Source organism: Streptomyces sp. NPDC030143, assembly GCF_055573695.1.
In genome coordinates, this window is record NZ_JBVIAY010000002.1 from 448,059 (window position 1) to 464,615 (window position 16,557).

A 16,557-nucleotide genomic window follows, 5' to 3' on the forward strand; every position below is an offset into this window, starting at 1 on the left:
GTCAATCACGGTCAATGCGAGTCACCCCAGCCACGGTCTTCTGCCCCACCTCGACGGCGACCTCCACACCCTCCGGCAGGTAGATGTCGACGCGCGAGCCGAAGCGGATCAGACCGATCCGCTCGCCCTGCTCGACCTTCGTGCCCTGCGGGATGTAGGGGACGATGCGTCGGGCGACGGCGCCGGCGATCTGGATCATCTCGATGTCGCCGAGTTCGGTGTCGAAGTGCCAGACGACGCGCTCGTTGTTCTCGCTCTCCTTGTTGAACGCCGGTACGAACCCGCCGGGGATGTGCTCGACGGAGGTCACCGTGCCGGAGAGCGGCGCGCGGTTGACGTGGACGTTGAGCGGGCTCATGAAGATCGCGACCCGGGTGCGCCCGTCCTTCCACGGCATGATGCTCTGCACCACACCGTCGGCGGGGGAGATGACCCGGCCCTGAGCGATCTCGCGCTCGGGGTCGCGGAAGAACCACAGCATGCCCGCCGCGAGAGCGGTGGCGGGTACGGCGACGGCCTTGGCGGCGCCCGAGCGGCGGGCGCGGAGCAGGCTGACGGCTGCGGTGGCGACGGTCGGCAGAAGCCACGGCGATGCTCCGCGTGCGAGGCGTACGCCGGCCAGGCTGTCGCGAGGTGCAGAGATTTGGCTGTGGGGCATGGATGACCTTCGTAGCGGATGATGCCGCATCTTCGACGGGGGACGGCGGCTTTCCGCGATCGTAGCGGTTCGGGGCCACAACTGGGTAAGTCAGGAAGCCGAGTCGGTTCCCGACCGGAGTTGACAGGGTGTGATCTTCTTCTCGAAGAAAACACCCCCAACCCGGACATCTAGCCCTGGAACCGGTACTCCTCGAGCAGCCTGCGCCCGATGATCATTTTCTGGATTTCGGCGGTACCTTCACCGATCAGCAGCATCGGGGCCTCCCGGTAGAGGCGCTCGATCTCGTACTCCTTGGAGAAGCCGTAGCCGCCGTGGATCCGGAAGGCGTCCTCCACGACCTCCTTGCAGTACTCGGAGGCGAGGTACTTCGCCATCCCAGCCTCAAGGTCGTTTCGTTCCCCGGAGTCCTTTTTGCGAGCCGCGTTCACCATCATGGCATGCGCGGCCTCGACCTTGGTAGCCATCTCGGCGAGCTTGAACTGGATGGCCTGGTGCTGGGCGATCGGTTTGCCGAAGGTGTGGCGCTGCTGGGCGTAGCGGACGCCCAGTTCGAACGCACGCTGGGCGACGCCGCAGCCACGCGCCGCGACGTTGACGCGGCCGACCTCCACGCCGTCCATCATGTGGTAGAAGCCCCGGCCGGTGACCCCGCCGAGCACCCGGTCGGCGGGAACCCGCAGGTCGTCCATGATGAGCTCTGTCGTGTCGACACCCTTGTAGCCCATCTTGTCGATCTTGCCGGGGATCGTGAGGCCCGGGCGGACCTCGCCGAAGCCCGGCTCCTTCTCGACCAGGAAGGTGGTCATCGACTTGTGGGGCGCGGTCCCCTCGGGGTGTCCTTCGTCACTGCGCACGAGAACGGCCACCAGAGAGGACGTGCCGCCGTTCGTCAGCCACATCTTCTGGCCGTTCAGGACGTACTCGTCGCCGTCCCTGACCGCCTTGGACGTGATCGCCGACACATCGGAGCCCAGGCCCGGCTCCGACATCGAGAAGGCGCCGCGGATGTCGCCGGCCGCCATCCTCGGCAGGAAGTGGTCCTTCTGCTCCTGCGTGCCGTGCTGCTTGAGCATGTACGCCACGATGAAGTGCGTGTTGATGATGCCGGACACCGACATCCAGCCGCGGGCGATCTCCTCGACGCAGAGGGCGTACGTGAGGAGCGACTCGCCCAGACCCCCGTACTCCTCGGGGATCATCAGGCCGAACAGGCCCAGCTCCTTCAGGCCGTCGACGATCGCTTGCGGGTACTCGTCGCGGTGCTCCAGCTCGGTGGCGACCGGGATGATCTCCTTGTCCACGAAGTCGCGGACGGTGGAGAGGATCTCCTGCTGGACGTCGGTCAGACCGGCGGTCTGGGCGAGACGGGCCATGGCCTACTTCTCCTGCTGCTTCAGCTCGGGGCGGCCGGGCTGCTCGCCGCCGCGCTCCTTGATGTACGTCTCGGTCGGCACCATCACCTTGCGGCGGAACACGCAGACCAGCGTGCCGTCCTGCTTGTAGCCCTTGGTCTCGACGTAGACGATTCCGCGGTCGTTCTTGGACTTCGACGGCCACTTGTCCAGCACCGTCGTCTGGCCGTAGATCGTGTCGCCGTGGAAGGTCGGCGCCACGTGCTTCAGCGACTCGATCTCCAGGTTGGCGATGGCCTTGCCGGAGATGTCCGGCACGGACATGCCGAGCAGCAGCGAGTAGATGTAGTTGCCCACCACGACGTTCTTGCCGAAGTCCGTCGTCTTCTCCGCATAGTTCGTGTCCATGTGGAGAGGGTGGTGGTTCATGGTGAGGAGACAGAAGAGGTGGTCGTCGTACTCCGTGACCGTCTTCCCCGGCCAGTGCTTGTACGTCGCCCCGACCTCGAACTCCTCGTAGGTGCGTCCGAACTGCATCGCCGTCACGCCTCCGGGATCTCGAACTTGCTCGTGCGCTGCATGCCGGCGGCGCGTCCCTTGCCGGAGATGACCAGGGCCATCTTGCGGCTGGCCTCGTCGATCATCTCGTCGCCGAGCATCGCCGAGCCCTTCTTGCCGCCCGCCTCGGACGTGTAGTAGTCGTACGCGTCCAGGATCAGCTCGGCGTGGTCGTAGTCCTCCTGCGACGGCGAGAAGATCTCGTTGGACGCCTCGACCTGGCCCGGGTGCAGTACCCACTTGCCGTCGAAGCCGAGGGCGGCGGCGCGCCGCGCGACCTCGCGGTAGCCGTCGACGTTGCGGATCTGCAGGTAGGGGCCGTCGATCGCCTGGAGGTTGTTGGCGCGGGCGGCCATCAGGATCTTCATCAGGATGTAGTGGTAGGCGTCCGCCGGGTAGCCGGGCGGCTGCTCGCCCACGACCAGCGACTTCATGTTGATCGACGCCATGAAGTCGGCCGGGCCGAAGATGATCGTCTCGACGCGCGGGGAGGCCTGCGCGATCGCGTTGACGTTGTTCAGGCCCTGCGCGTTCTCGATCTGGGCCTCGATGCCGATCCGGCCGACCTCGAAGCCCATGGTCTTCTCGATCTGCGTCAGCAGCAGGTCCAGGGCGACCACCTGCTGGGCGTCCTGGACCTTCGGCAGCATGATGCAGTCGAGGTTCGGGCCCGCACCCTCGACGACGGTCACGACGTCACGGTACGTCCACTCGGTCGTCCAGTCGTTGACCCGCACGACGCGCGTCTTGCCCGTCCAGTCGCCCTCGTTGAGGAACTTGACGATGGTGTGCCGCGCCTCGGGCTTGGCGAGCGGCGCGCACGCGTCCTCCAGGTCCAGGAAGACCTGGTCGGCGGGGAGGCCCTGCGCCTTCTCCAGGAAGCGGGGGTTCGAGCCCGGTACGGCCAGACAGGAACGCCGGGGGCGAAGGCGGTTGACGGTCGTCATGCGGGGACCTCCAGGGGGTCGAGCTTGTTCGCTTTCCGGATCTCGTCGACGATACGGCCGATGATCCCGGTGATGTCGAAGTCCTTCGGGGTGAAGACGGCGGCCACTCCGGCGGCCCTGAGCTGCTCGGCGTCACCGTTCGGGATGATCCCGCCGGCGACCACCGGGATGTCGGCGGCGCCGGCCTCCCGCAGCCGCTCCAGGACGTCCGGCACGAGCTGGGCGTGCGAGCCGGAGAGGATGGACAGGCCGACCGCGTGCACGTCCTCCGCGAGGGCCGCGTCCACGATCTGCTCCGGGGTGAGCCGGATGCCCTGGTAGACCACCTCGAAGCCGGCGTCCCGCGCGCGGACGGCGATCTGCTCGGCACCGTTGGAGTGTCCGTCCAGGCCCGGCTTGCCGACCAGGAAGCGCAGCTTGCCGACACCGAGGTCGGCGGCCGTCGCCTCGACCCTGCGGCGCACCTCGGACAGGGCCGAACCCTCCTCGGGGGCCACGGCGACCGGGGCGGAAGAGACCCCCGTGGGCGCCCGGAACTCGCCGAACACCTCGCGCAGGGCCCCCGCCCACTCGCCGGTCGTCACCCCGGCGCGGGCGCACTCCAGGGTCGCCTCCATGAGGTTGTCGGTGCCCTTGGCGGCCTCCTTCAGCCTCTCCAGCGCCTTGCAGGGGCGCGGATGGTTGAACGGCGGCTGGTAGCGGGTGTCCCGCCACTGCTGGAGGGCGGCGATGACGCGGGCCTCGACGGCCGGGTCCACCGTCTGGATGGCGGTGTCCAGGTCGGCGGTGAGGGGGTTCGGTTCGGTCGTCTCGAAGACGTTGACGCCGACGATCTTCTCCCGGCCGGACTCGATGCGGGCCCGGCGCTCCGCGTGCGAGGCGACGAGCTGCGCCTTGAGGTAGCCGGACTCGACGGCGGCCATCGCACCGCCCATCTCCTGGATCCGCTCGATCTCCGCGAGCGACTCCTCGACCAGCTCGCCCACCTTGGTCTCGATCACCTTCGACCCCTCGAAGATGTCGTCGTACTCCAGCAGGTCGCTCTCGTGGGCGAGCACCTGCTGGATGCGCAGCGACCACTGCTGGTCCCAGGGGCGGGGCAGTCCGAGCGCCTCGTTCCAGGCGGGGAGCTGCACGGCACGCGCGCGGGCGTCCTTGGAGAGGGTGACGGCCAGCATCTCGAGCACGATCCGCTGGACGTTGTTCTCCGGCTGCGCCTCGGTCAGGCCGAGCGAGTTGACCTGGACGCCGTAGCGGAAGCGGCGGTGCTTGGGGTCCTGGATGCCGTACCGCTCCCGGGTGATGCGGTCCCAGATGCGGCCGAAGGCGCGCATCTTGCACATCTCCTCGACGAAGCGGACGCCCGCGTTGACGAAGAAGGAGATACGGCCGACGACGTCGCCCATGCGCTCCTGCGGCACCTGGCCGGAGTCGCGGACGGCGTCGAGGACGGCGATGGCGGTGGACATCGCGTACGCGATCTCCTGGACCGGCGTGGCGCCCGCCTCCTGCAGGTGGTAGCTGCAGATGTTGATCGGGTTCCACTTCGGCAGGTGGGAGACCGTGTACGCGATCATGTCCGTCGTCAGGCGGAGCGAGGGTCCCGGCGGGAACACGTGGGTGCCCCGGGACAGGTACTCCTTGACGATGTCGTTCTGGGTCGTGCCCTGGAGCCGGGAGATGTCCGCGCCCTGCTCCTCGGCGACGACCTGGTAGAGCGCCAGCAGCCACATGGCCGTGGCATTGATGGTCATCGAGGTGTTCATCTGCTCCAGGGGGATGTCCTGGAACAGCCGGCGCATGTCACCGACGTGCGCGACGGGCACGCCGACCCGGCCGACCTCGCCGCGGGCGAGGACGTGGTCGGAGTCGTAGCCGGTCTGCGTCGGCAGGTCGAACGCCACCGACAGACCCGTCTGGCCCTTGGCGAGGTTGCGCCGGTACAGCTCGTTGGACGCCTCGGCGGTGGAGTGACCGGCGTAGGTCCGCATGAGCCACGGCCGGTCCTTCTCCCTGCTGCCTCGGGCGGGCTGACGCTCAGTCATGCGGCGCTCCTCAGATGTTCCGGAAGCGGTTGATGGCGTCGATGTGCTGCGCGCGCTTCTCCGCGTCGCGCACGCCCAGGCCCTCCTCGGGCGCCATGCACAGGACGCCGACCTTGCCCTGGTGGAGGTTGCGGTGCACGTCGTAGGCGGCCTGGCCGGTCTCCTCCAGGGAGTAGACCTTCGACAGGGTGGGGTGGATCTTGCCCTTGGCGATGAGGCGGTTGGCCTCCCAGGCCTCGCGGTAGTTGGCGAAGTGGGAGCCGATGATCCGCTTCAGCGACATCCACAGGTAGCGGTTGTCGTACTCGTGCATGTAGCCCGAGGTGGAGGCGCAGGTGGTGATGGTGCCGCCCTTGCGGGTGACGTAGACGGAGGCGCCGAAGGTCTCGCGGCCGGGGTGCTCGAAGACGATGTCGATGTCCTCGCCGCCGGTGAACTCGCGGATGCGCTTGCCGAAGCGCTTCCACTCCTTCGGGTCCTGCGTCTGCTCGTCCTTCCAGAACTTGTAGCCCTCGGCGTTGCGGTCGATGATCGCCTCGGCGCCCATCGCCCGGCAGATGTCCGCCTTCTGCGGCGAGGAGACGACACAGATCGGGTTGGCGCCGCCGGCGAGGGCGAACTGCGTGGCGTACGAGCCGAGCCCGCCGCTCGCGCCCCAGATCAGGACGTTGTCGCCCTGCTTCATGCCGGCGCCGTTGCGGGAGACCAGCTGACGGTAGGCGGTGGAGTTGACCAGCCCGGGGGCCGCCGCCTCCTCCCACGACAGGTGGTCGGGCTTCGGCATCAGCTGGTTGGACTTGACCAGCGCGATCTCGGCGAGGCCGCCGAAGTTGGTCTCGAAGCCCCAGATGCGCTGCTCCGGGTCGAGCATCGTGTCGTTGTGGCCGTCGCTCGACTCCAGCTCGACGGAGAGACAGTGCGCGACGACCTCGTCGCCCGGCTTCCAGGCGTTGACGCCGGGGCCGGTGCGCAGGACGACGCCCGCGAGGTCGGAGCCGATGATGTGGTACGGCAGGTCGTGGCGCTTGGTGAGCTCGCTGAGCCTGCCGTAGCGCTCCAGGAACCCGAAGGTGGACAGCGGCTCGAAGATCGAGGTCCACACCGAGTTGTAGTTGACCGAGGAGGCCATGACGGCCACCAGGGCCTCGCCCGGACCGAGCTCCGGCACCGGCACCTCGTCCAGGTGGATCGACTTGCGGGGGTCCTTGTCGCGGGTCGCGAGGCCCGCGAACATCTCCGTCTCGTCCTTGTGCACGGTGATCGCGCGGTACGACTCGGGGAGCGGCAGAGCGGCGAAGTCGGCGGACGTGGAGTCCGGCGACTGGATCGCGGCCAGGATGTCCTTCACGGTCACGGTGTTGCCTCCGGCGGTGTGCGCCCTGAGGGAGGGGCGCTGAGGGTTACGTCGGTGCTGCTGAGGGGGTCGGGAAGTGCCGTCGGTTCGGCGGGTGGTGCTGATCGGCAGCGCTTTGTGGCGCGGGAGGTTGCCTGTGACGCAGGCGTCCGGGCGCGCAGGCCGGGAGCGGCTTGCGGGGACAGCCGACGTACGCGTGGTCTCTGCACGCCGGCCGCCCGGACTCCTTCAACGTATGACACCGCGTGTCACCTCGCAAGGCACTGAGTGCCAGAACTTCTACTCAGCTGAAATCTTTACGTAACAAATGAGCGATGATCGATCGAACGCCCTCGGAAATCCACGCGAAAAGGGGCCCTGACATGCCAAAACGGCCACCCGGTCGGGTGGCCGTTCTCACAGGAGCGGTGGCGTCTCAGCGCTCCTTGAGCGCCTGCTCGATGGTCCGCATCACCTCGTCCAGCGGCGCGTCGGTGCGCGCGACCGTCACCAAAACCTCCCCCTGGGCCGAGACCGCGGCGGGCGCCGGCCGGGGCGAGGACGAGCTGCCGCGCCCGGCCCCGATCCCCGTTCCGAACGTCTTGCGCACGATCGCGAAGGCGTGGTCCAGCTGTGCCTCCACGTCGCCCTGGCCCCCGGCCCTGAGCCAGCGCCGCAGGACGTGGTTGTGGGCGGTGACCACGGCGGACGCGGCGACCTCGGCCAGCAGCGGGTCGTCGTTGGCGTCGTCGTCGTGGGCGTGCTCGTCGAAGTGGCCGAGCAGATAGCGGGTGAAGAGACGCTCGTAACGGGCCACCGACGCGATCTCCGCCTCACGCAGGGTGGGCACCTCCCGCGTCAGCTTGTAGCGGGCGACCGAGATCTCCGGCCGGGCCGCGTACATCTTCATGACTTCCTTGATGCCGCGGCACACCGTGTCGAGCGGGTGTTCGTGCGCGGGAGCCGCGTTCAGCACCGCCTCGGCGCGGATCAGCGTGTCGTCGTGGTCGGGGAAGATCGCCTCTTCCTTGGAGCGGAAGTGGCGGAAGAAGGTGCGGCGCGCGACCCCGGCGGCGGCCGCGATCTCGTCGACGGTGGTCGCCTCGTACCCCTTGGTCGCGAACAGCTCCATCGCCGCGGCCGCCAGTTCCCGGCGCATCTTGAGGCGCTGGGTCGCCGCGCGACTGCCGGCGGCACTTTCCGGAACGTCGGGCGTGGCAGGGGTGCGTGAGGACTTGGCGGGCTGGGACATGCCCTGAACGTACTGCATGTGCGCAGCTCGGTGCGCCTGCCAGGGGCCTCCCCCGCCCCGGGCGGGCGGGGGAGGGGCCGCCGGATCCAGCAGCCCGCCCCAGTCCTGCGTGACCCGGAACCGGTCGCCGACGCCGTCAGCGGCGGGCATACTCGCGGAAGCCGCGGCCCGTCTTGCGGCCGAGGCAGCCCGCGGCCACCAGGTGCTCCAGGAGCGGCGCCGGGGCCAGGCCCGGGTCGCGGAACTCGCGGTGCAGCACCTTCTCGATGGCGAGCGAGACGTCGAGGCCGACGACGTCCAGCAGCTCGAAGGGGCCCATCGGGTAGCCGCCACCCAGCTTCATCGCCGCGTCGATGTCGTCGAGGGAGGCGTAGTGCTCCTGGACCATCTTGATCGCGTTGTTGAGGTAGGGGAACAGCAGCGCGTTCACGATGAAGCCCGCGCGGTCGCCGCAGTCCACGGCGTGCTTCTTGATCCGGCCGCAGACCTGGTGGACCGTGGCGTGGACGTCCTCGCCGGTCAGGACCGTGCGGACGACCTCGACCAGCTTCATCGCGGGCGCCGGGTTGAAGAAGTGCATGCCGATCACGTCCTGCGGACGCGAGGTCACGCGGGCGAGGGCCACGACCGGCAGCGAGGACGTCGTCGTCGCGAGCACCGCGCCCGGCTTGCACACCTTGTCCAGCGTCGCGAACAGCTGCCGCTTGACGTCCAGGTCCTCGGCGACCGCCTCGACGGCCAGGTCGACCTCGGCGAACGCGTCGTAGGAACCCGCCGGGGTGATCCGGTCCAGGGTCGCCGCGGCGGCGTCGGCCGTCATCCGGCCCTTGTCGACGGACCGCGAGAGCGACGTGCCGATCCGCGCCCTGGCGGTCTGCGCCTTCTCCTCGCTGCGCGCGGCGAGGACGACGTCGAAGCCCGCCTTGGCGAAGACCTCGGCGATGCCCGAGGCCATCGTGCCGGAGCCGGCGACGCCGACGCTGCGCACGGTCCGGCCGGTGACGGCGGATCCGCCCGTGGCGGGGGTCAGCGCGTCCGGGACGACCGTCGCGCTGTCGGCCGCCTCGTAGGTGTAGAAGCCGCGGCCCGCCTTGCGCCCGGTCAGGCCCGCCTCGCTGAGCTGCTTGAGGATCGGGGCGGGGGCGTGCAGCCGGTCGCGGGACTCGGCGTACATCGCGTCCAGGACCGTACGGGCGGTGTCGATGCCGATCAGGTCGAGCAGGGCGAGCGGACCCATCGGCAGACCGCAGCCCAGCCGCATCGCGGCGTCGATGTCCTCGCGGGAGGCGTACTTCGCCTCGTACATCGCGGCGGCCTGGTTGAGGTAGCCGAACAGCAGCCCGTCCGCGACGAACCCGGGGCGGTCGCCGACCGCGACCGGCTCCTTGCCGAGGTCCAGGGCGAGATCGGTGACGGCGGCGACGGCGGCCGGCGCGGTCAGCACCGAGGAGACGACCTCCACCAGCTTCATCGCGGGCGCCGGGTTGAAGAAGTGCAGCCCGAGCACCCGCTCGGGGCGCGCCGAGTCGGCGGCGAGGCGGGTGACGGACAGCGCGTTGGTGCCGGTCGCGAGGATCGTCTGCGCACGCACGATCCCGTCCAGCTCCCGGAAGATCTGCTGCTTGATCTCGTACGACTCCGGCGCCACCTCGACGACGAGGTCGGCGTCGGCCGCCGCCCGCAGGTCGGTGGAGGTGCGGACGCGGGCGAGGGCGTCCGCGCGCTCCTGCTCGGTGAGCCGGCCGCGCTCGACGGCGCGGGCGGTGGAGGCCTCCAGCGCGGCGACGGAGCGCGCGGCCTGGGCCTCGCTGACGTCGATGCCGATCACCTCGCGGCCGGCCTTGGCCAGAACCTCGGTGATGCCGGTGCCCATGGTGCCGAGGCCGACGACGGCGATCGTCCGCAGCGGGGACTGGGAGGCGGGGGACAGGGGAGTGGCCATGGCGGGACTCCAGAATGAGGGTGACGACTGGGAGCGCGCCCGGGTGCGCCGGGAGACCTCGGGGAAGAGGCGGGCGCACCGGGTGCGTGAGGGATGCGGGTGGTGCCGGGCTACGAGCGCACACGCCCGGGGCCGTCGCTGCGGACGTGCACACGTCCGAGGAACGGAGATGACCGACCGGCCCTGTCCCGTGGCCGGGTCGTGCTGCGGTACCTGGGTACCGAACCGACTGCTGCGCCGCGACGGCTGCGTCACCAGGCCGTCGCGAGCGGGTTGCGAGCGGGTAGCTCGCTCGTATGAGCTTAACCGGTGGGTAACGAGCGCGCCAGCCCTGGGGACTGTGACCTGCGCCCGGTACCGCCGCTCCGTCGGCGGGGCCGGGGAGCGGCGGTCCGTCAGGGCGTCAGCCGGCCAGGGCCTTCGCACCCGCCGGTGGTGTCACGACGGCCCTGCCGCCGCGGACGGGCGGGCTCACGGTGCCCTCCCTGCGGCGGGCGCGGCCGGGCAGCGGTTTCTCGGCGTCGGTGTCCGCCGGCCGTTCCGCCGCCGGAGCCGCCTGGGACCGGGTGTCCTCCCCGTGGGACATCCGGCCCAGGACGGCGAGGCGGGCGACCGCCTCGCCGGGCAGGTGCCGCAGGGCCAGCAGCACACGGCTCACCGCGGATCCGGGGCGGTGAGCCGTGTCGAAGTAGCACGGCGAGGTCCAGGGCGCGTCACCCTCGACGCCTCCCGCGGCCCGCCTTCGGATCTCGGCCGCGATGTCCTCGAAGTACCGGGCATCGTTCTCCAGCCACTCCTGGGGAGTGGGCGGAGCGGCATGGTCGATCAGACGTGCCTTGCGACGATGTTCCGTCACTGGGGGCATGCCTTCTCCTTCCTTCTCTCGATCTCCACGTCGAAGAAGCCCGTCTGGAGCTCCTCCACGGAGACGCCGGCGTCCGCCAGTAGTTTCCTGGCCCGCGCCATGAGCTTGCTGGTCCACCCCTCGGAGCGGCCCAGCACCTCGGCGGTCCTGGCGTTGGTCCACCCGTGGAAGGCGATGAGACGGAAGACCGCCCGCTCCTTCTTCTCCAGACAGTCGACCTTGACCAGCCACGGCCGGTACTCGTCGTCCACCTGGCAGAACCGGAAGCCGTACAGGGAGACCAGCGGGATCAGGTGCACCTGGTACGGGCCACCGTGGTCCTCGAGGGTCTTCATGTCGTCCGCCGCGAGCTGCATGCTCGCGTCCATCACCCGCTCGTACGCCTCCTCGAGACCGACGCCCTCGGGCAACCGGGGCAAGGTCCTGGTGAAGGCCTCCAGGGTGAGGGCCGTGACGTTGCAGCGCGGGTCGTCGTAGGCCTCGAACGTGTCGAACTGCACCTTGTGGAACAGGCTGCGCATCAGTTCCATGTGGTGGGACGGGTCGAGTGACAAAACAGGACTCATGTGTTCAAGGCCCTTCGGACAAAACGATGGCACCGCCGGCGCCTCGGTGCAGGAGCTCGCCGGCTCCGCATCGACGGCACCCATCATCCGGGGAGAGGCCGACGACCCTTTCCTGTCGGTCTCCATGCGCACCTGATGACTCGTTACTTATCAGTAGCAACGTTCTTTGATCGTTCCCTGGTAGGCCACTGCTCAGTGAGGTGGCTGTTCTGGTGAATGCGGTAACAACAGCCGATCGACGGTCTGTTGGCTGCGCATCGTACTGACGGGTGCGGCAACCCCTTTCCGCGTCCCGGATTTGCCGGTGCGAAGGTGACGTCGTTCGAAAGCGCGCCGAAGTTGTCGCGGTGTGACCGAAGTTGCCTGCCGGGGAGGCCCTGCTTGTCCGTGCCTCCCGGTATAGCTGCACGTCAATGGTGGGGACGGGACCGCTCGCGGAGTGCTCGGGGGCCTGTGCGAGCCGCCCGGACCACCGCGCGGGCGTACGGGCGGCGGGCGCACACCGTCAGACGGCGCATTCGAACCCACGCTCGATGCGCTGCTTGTGCTTCCGTGCGCCGCCGCGCGCCGCCCGCCCTCTAGGCTCGGGCCATGGACGAAGAGTGGCGAACGCTCACGGACCGCTTACGGCGGGAGTCGGGTGGCACGGCGGCCTTCGAGCGGCTGGCGGACACCGTGGACCACGACCGGCTGGCGGAGGTGCTCACGGAACCGGGACGGCCGCTGTGGGCGCGGGAACTGGCCGCGTTCCGGCTGGGGCTCGCCGGGGACCGGCGCGCCTTCGAGTCCCTCGTCCTGCTCCTCAACCACCGCGACCCGCCGCGCTGCGCCTCCGCCGCCCACGCCCTGGCCCGTCTGGGCGATCCCCGCACCGCCCGCGCCGCGGCCGCCCTGGCCACCAACGAACTGCGCGTCGCCTACGCCCTCTACCCGGTCCGGCTGCTGGTGGACCTGCGCGCACCCGAGTCGGTGCCCGCGCTGATCACCACACTGCGGCGCAGACTGCGCCCGCACGACCCCTACCGTCGGGTGGCCCTCGCCTGCGTCGACGGACTCGGCACCCTCGGCGACGACCGCGCCCGTCCCGTCCTGAACGACGCCCTCGCCCATCCGGTCCTCGCCGAGGCGGCCGTGCGGGCCCTCGGGCGGATCCCCCGCCAGCGCTGAGCCCTCGCGGGCGCCGCGCCGGCGGGCAGACCGCCGGGCCTGGTCAGGACGGCCGGTTCGTCAGGTCCGCCGCGTACCGGACCTCCGGCACCGGTACGCCGTCCACCTCGAAGGGCTCCTCGGCGCCGTCCGCCCGGAAGCCCGCCCGTTCGTAGAAGCGGCGGGCGGGGGTGTTGTCCCTGAGGACCCACAGGTACATCCGGCGGTGGCCGGCGGCCGCGCTGCGGCGGACCGACTCCCCGAGCAGGGACCGGCCGACGCCGCCGCCCCGGTGGGCGGTGTCGACGTAGAGGGCGTACAACTCCGCGTCCGCGCTGGGCCCCGCGCCCTCGCGGCAGGCGCCGTGGGCGGCCCAGCCGACCACCTCGCCGCCCCGCTCGGCGACCAGGTTCACCACACCGGTGTCGCCCCGCCCGAACCGGGCCCGGCGGCGCGCGGCGTCCTCGGCGACGCTCATCGCGTCCAGATAGCGCTGCGGCATCAGCCCCCGGTAGGCGCTCTGCCAGCCGCGGACCCGGATCGCGGAGACGCGGTCGCAGTCGGCGAGGGTCATCTCCCGGACGAGGAGGGACGTCACCCGGTCGCCACCACCGCGAACGCCTCGACCTCCATCAGGAACTCCGGCCGCACCAGCGCGGCGACCTGCACGGCGGAGGCGGCCGGCAACCGGTCGTCGGGTATGTGCGCGGCCCGGGCCGCGCGGATCGCCGGCAGATGGGCCGTGTCCGTGACGAAGTACGTCAGCTTGACCACGTCGTCGAAGGTGGCGCCCGCCGCGGCCAGGCAGCGTCGCAGGTTCTCGAAGACCTGGCCGGCCTGGGCCGCCGGGTCGCCCTCGCCGACCAGCCCGCCGTGTTCGTCGAGCGGGAGCTGACCGGACACGGCCACGAAACGGCCGGTCCCCAGGACGACATGGGAGTACTGGGCCGCGGGCGCGACACCGTCGGGGGCGGGGATCCGGGTCAGCTCACTCATGCCTCCATCCTGGACCACGGGTGTGACAATGCCCCCGGCGGGTCGCCGGACCGCGGTGACCTCAGCCGCGGAAGCCCAGCAGCCCGTGCAGCGTCGCGCCGCGGGTCGAGCCCGGGGCGGTCGGGGCGGTGGGCGGCTCGGGGTCGGGCAGCGCGGCGCACACCGCGTCCACCTGACCCCTGCCGCGCGGCACCGTGCCGTCGGCGAGGTACGCCGTCAGGTGCTCGTCCAGGCAGGCGTTGCCGCTCAGCGTGACGCCGTGGTTCCCGCCGCCCTCCTCGACGACCAGGCTGGAGCCGCGCAGCAGGGCGTGGACCGTCGTGCCGCCCTCGTAGGGGGTGGCCGCGTCGCCGGTCGCCTGGAACAGCAGCACCGGGGGCAGCTTGCCGGTGGCGACGTTCACCGGCCCCCGCGACCGCGTCGGCCAGAACGCGCACGGCGCGTTGTACCAGGCGTTGTTCCAGGTCATGAAGGGTGCCTTGCGGTACGTCGCCCAGTTGTCCGAGCGCCACTCGTCCCAGTCGCGCGGCCAGGCGGCGTCCCGGCACTGCACCGACGTGTAGACGCTGTAACCGTTGTCCCCCGCGGCGTCGACGGCGGCGAAGTCCTCGTACGCCTCGACCAGCGGGTCGGCGTCCCGGTCGTTGACGTACGCCGCGAACGCCTCGGCCAGGTACGGCCAGTAGCCGTTGTAGTAGCCGCCGGGCAGGAAGGTGTCCTCCAGCTCCGCGGCGCCCACCTTGCCGCCGGCGGGCCTCGTCGACAGGGCCGCCCGCATCACGTACCAGGCGGCCTCGACCCGCGCGGGGTCGGTGCCGAGCCGGTAGGTGCCGTCGTGCCGCGCGATCCACGCCATCAGGGCGCGGTGGCGGTCGTCGAAGGCGTGGTCCTGGGCGAGGTTGCTGTCGTACCAGACGGCGGTGGGGTCGACGATCGAGTCCAGGACCAGACGCCGCACGCGCTGCGGGTACAGCTTGGCGTAGACGGCGCCGAGGTAGGTGCCGTACGAGTAGCCGAAGTAGTTGAGCTGCGGTGCGCCGAGGGCCCGGCGGATCGCGTCCATGTCCCGGACGGTGCCGAGGGTGTCGAGGTACGGCAGGACGTCCGCGTACTTCCTGCCGCACGTCTCGGCGAAGGACCGCGCACGGTCGAGGTTGGCCCGCTCGACCGCCTCCGAGGCCGGCAGCGAGTCGGGGCGCACGGGGGCGAAGTGGCCCGGCTCGCAGACCACGGAGGGCTCGCTCTTTCCCACGCCGCGCGGGTCGAAGCCGATGACGTCGTACTGGGAGGCCACCGACCTCGGCAGGGTCCTGGCGACGAAACCGGCGAGGCTCAGCCCGCTGCCCCCGGGTCCGCCGGGGTTGACCACCAGCGGCCCCTGGTACCGCTTCGCGGTGTGCGGGACCCGGGACAGCGCGAGCGTGATCCGCCTGCCCCGCGGGTCCGCGTGGTCCAGCGGCACCTCGAGGGAGGCGCACTCGAGCGTCGGAGCGGCGGTCGTACCGCAGCTCTTCCAGGCGAGTCGCCCGGTTGCGGCCGCCTGCGCGGCGGGCGACGGGCTCGCGTCGGCGGGCAGGACGGTGAACGTCCCGGCCGCGACGGCGGCCGCGCACAGCACGGCTGTGCGTCTGCTCATGTGGTTCTCCCAGGACGGAGGTCGACGGACCGCGCTGGTCACGGCCCTCGGCGCATCGTCCCGGAACGCAAGCCCGCAAGAACCCGTCGCGGGGCGAGTTGACCCGATCGGGTCGCGGGATGCCCTCGAACGCGCTCAGATCAGCGTGAGCTGGGTCGGCCCGGACGCCGGCGGCGCCGTCCGCCCCGACTCCGGCCCGGAGTCCGCGGGGTCGTCCACCGGCTCGGGCGGCCGCGTCCGGCGGGGCATCCCCGCGCGCGCTGGCCCGATGCCGTACTCCTCGGCCAGGTCGTGGACCTGACGGGTGATCCGGCGCTGGTACCACTTCGGCGCGTACGCGCCCTCGGCGTACAGCCGCTCGTAACGGCGCACCAGGTGAGGGTGGTGCTGTCCGAGCCAGGCCGTGAACCACTCGCGGGCACCGGGCCGCAGATGCAGCGCCAGCGGGGTGACGGACGTGGCCCCGGCGGCCGCGATCGCCCGCACGGTGTCGCGCAGTTGCGCCGGACTGTCGCCGAGGAAGGGGATCACCGGCGCCATCAGCACACCGCAGCCGATGCCGTGCTCGGTGAGGGCGCGCACCACGTCCAGGCGGCGCTCCGGGGACGGGGTGCCCGGCTCGACGGTGCGCCACAGTTCGGTGTCGGTGAAGCCCACGGAGACGGAGACGCCGATGTCGGTCACCCGGGCGGACTGCTTCAGCAGGTCGAGGTCGCGCAGGATCAGCGTGCCCTTGGTCAGGATCGAGAAGGGGTTGGCGTGGTCGCGCAGGGCGGCCAGGATGCCCGGCATCAGTCGGTAGCGGCCCTCGGCGCGCTGGTAGCAGTCGACGTTGGTGCCCATCGCGACGTGGTCGCCGTGCCAGCGCGGCGAGGCCAGCTGCCGGCGCAGCACCTCCGGCGCGTTCACCTTCACGACGATCTGGGTGTCGAAGCCGATCCCGGTGTCGAGGTCGAGGTAGCTGTGCGTCTTGCGGGCGAAGCAGTACACGCACGCGTGTGTGCAGCCCCGATAGGGGTTGACCGTCCACTCGAACGGCATGCGGGAGGCGCCCGGCACCCGGTTGAGCACCGAGCGGGCCCGGACCTCGTGGAAGGTGATCCCGCGGAACTCGGGCGTGTCGAACGTACGGGTGGTCACCGCGTCCGCGCCGAACAGCGCGGTGTCCGCCGCGCGGTCGTGACGGGACTCCACTGTGAGGTTCTCCCAGCGCATGACGCCTCCTCGGTAGCACTGCCCCCACAATAGAACACGTGTT

The 16,557-nt window shown here is 70.6% G+C and carries 15 protein-coding genes; 1 reads left to right on the forward strand and 14 read right to left on the reverse strand.

The annotated features are described in order from the left end of the window. Window position 1: 1 nt before the first annotated feature. The 10 genes from ACZ4YY_RS05055 to ACZ4YY_RS05100 all read right to left on the reverse strand — a co-directional run bounded on the left by ACZ4YY_RS05055 (window position 2) and on the right by ACZ4YY_RS05100 (window position 11,521). On the reverse strand, window positions 2-658 hold the full coding sequence (locus ACZ4YY_RS05055; RefSeq protein ID WP_468283931.1) for a phosphatidylserine decarboxylase: 657 nt from the start codon (window positions 656-658) through the stop codon (window positions 2-4). A 170-nt stretch (window positions 659-828) separates the two neighbouring features. Next, a complete protein-coding gene (locus ACZ4YY_RS05060) occupies window positions 829-2,034 on the reverse strand; it encodes an acyl-CoA dehydrogenase family protein (protein WP_468283933.1) in 1,206 nt (401 codons plus the stop codon). A gap of 3 nt (window positions 2,035-2,037) precedes the next feature. Beyond that, window positions 2,038-2,550, reverse strand: coding sequence for a MaoC family dehydratase (locus ACZ4YY_RS05065; protein WP_062716551.1), 513 nt, complete (start codon window positions 2,548-2,550; stop codon window positions 2,038-2,040). Between the two features lie 5 nt (window positions 2,551-2,555). Then, a complete protein-coding gene (locus tag ACZ4YY_RS05070) occupies window positions 2,556-3,518 on the reverse strand; it encodes an HpcH/HpaI aldolase/citrate lyase family protein (protein WP_468283935.1) in 963 nt (320 codons plus the stop codon). Then, a complete protein-coding gene (locus tag ACZ4YY_RS05075) occupies window positions 3,515-5,563 on the reverse strand; it encodes a protein meaA (RefSeq protein WP_468283937.1) in 2,049 nt (682 codons plus the stop codon). The genes ACZ4YY_RS05070 and ACZ4YY_RS05075 overlap by 4 nt, the downstream gene beginning before the upstream one ends. 10 nt (window positions 5,564-5,573) lie before the next feature. Continuing rightward, the gene (gene ccrA, locus ACZ4YY_RS05080) at window positions 5,574-6,911 is read right to left on the reverse strand and encodes a crotonyl-CoA carboxylase/reductase (protein ID WP_468284358.1); all 1,338 of its coding nucleotides are present in this window, start codon (window positions 6,909-6,911) and stop codon (window positions 5,574-5,576) included. Between the two features lie 421 nt (window positions 6,912-7,332). Beyond that, a complete protein-coding gene (locus tag ACZ4YY_RS05085) occupies window positions 7,333-8,148 on the reverse strand; it encodes a TetR family transcriptional regulator (RefSeq protein WP_468283939.1) in 816 nt (271 codons plus the stop codon). 136 nt (window positions 8,149-8,284) lie between these two features. After that, complete coding sequence (locus ACZ4YY_RS05090) at window positions 8,285-10,090, reverse strand: 3-hydroxyacyl-CoA dehydrogenase family protein (RefSeq protein ID WP_468283941.1); 1,806 nt, start codon at window positions 10,088-10,090, stop codon at window positions 8,285-8,287. A 403-nt stretch (window positions 10,091-10,493) separates the two neighbouring features. After that, window positions 10,494-10,946, reverse strand: a complete 453-nt coding sequence (locus ACZ4YY_RS05095) for a hypothetical protein (RefSeq protein ID WP_468283943.1) — start codon at window positions 10,944-10,946, stop codon at window positions 10,494-10,496. Next, window positions 10,943-11,521 carry an RNA polymerase sigma factor gene (locus ACZ4YY_RS05100; RefSeq protein WP_468283945.1) on the reverse strand — a complete coding sequence of 193 codons (579 nt, stop codon included), beginning with the start codon at window positions 11,519-11,521 and terminating at the stop codon, window positions 10,943-10,945. The genes ACZ4YY_RS05095 and ACZ4YY_RS05100 overlap by 4 nt, the downstream gene beginning before the upstream one ends. A 591-nt stretch (window positions 11,522-12,112) precedes the next feature. On the opposite strand from ACZ4YY_RS05100, the gene ACZ4YY_RS05105 reads away from it, so the two are divergent. Then, a complete protein-coding gene (locus tag ACZ4YY_RS05105; protein WP_468283947.1) occupies window positions 12,113-12,688 on the forward strand; it encodes an adenylosuccinate lyase in 576 nt (191 codons plus the stop codon). A 43-nt stretch (window positions 12,689-12,731) separates the two neighbouring features. Here ACZ4YY_RS05105 and ACZ4YY_RS05110 read toward each other — a convergent pair whose 3' ends face one another. The 4 genes from ACZ4YY_RS05110 to ACZ4YY_RS05125 form a co-directional block, all read right to left on the reverse strand. Beyond that, on the reverse strand, window positions 12,732-13,241 hold the full coding sequence (locus ACZ4YY_RS05110; protein ID WP_468284360.1) for a GNAT family N-acetyltransferase: 510 nt from the start codon (window positions 13,239-13,241) through the stop codon (window positions 12,732-12,734). Between the two features lie 20 nt (window positions 13,242-13,261). Continuing rightward, window positions 13,262-13,663 (reverse strand): RidA family protein, encoded by a 402-nt coding sequence (locus ACZ4YY_RS05115; RefSeq protein WP_468283949.1) that lies wholly within the window; start codon window positions 13,661-13,663, stop codon window positions 13,262-13,264. A 61-nt stretch (window positions 13,664-13,724) separates the two neighbouring features. Beyond that, window positions 13,725-15,299, reverse strand: coding sequence for an alpha/beta hydrolase (locus ACZ4YY_RS05120; RefSeq protein WP_468283951.1), 1,575 nt, complete (start codon window positions 15,297-15,299; stop codon window positions 13,725-13,727). Window positions 15,300-15,434: 135 nt separating this feature from the next. Beyond that, window positions 15,435-16,514 carry an Rv2578c family radical SAM protein gene (locus ACZ4YY_RS05125; protein ID WP_468283953.1) on the reverse strand — a complete coding sequence of 360 codons (1,080 nt, stop codon included), beginning with the start codon at window positions 16,512-16,514 and terminating at the stop codon, window positions 15,435-15,437. Window positions 16,515-16,557: the final 43 nt, after the last annotated feature.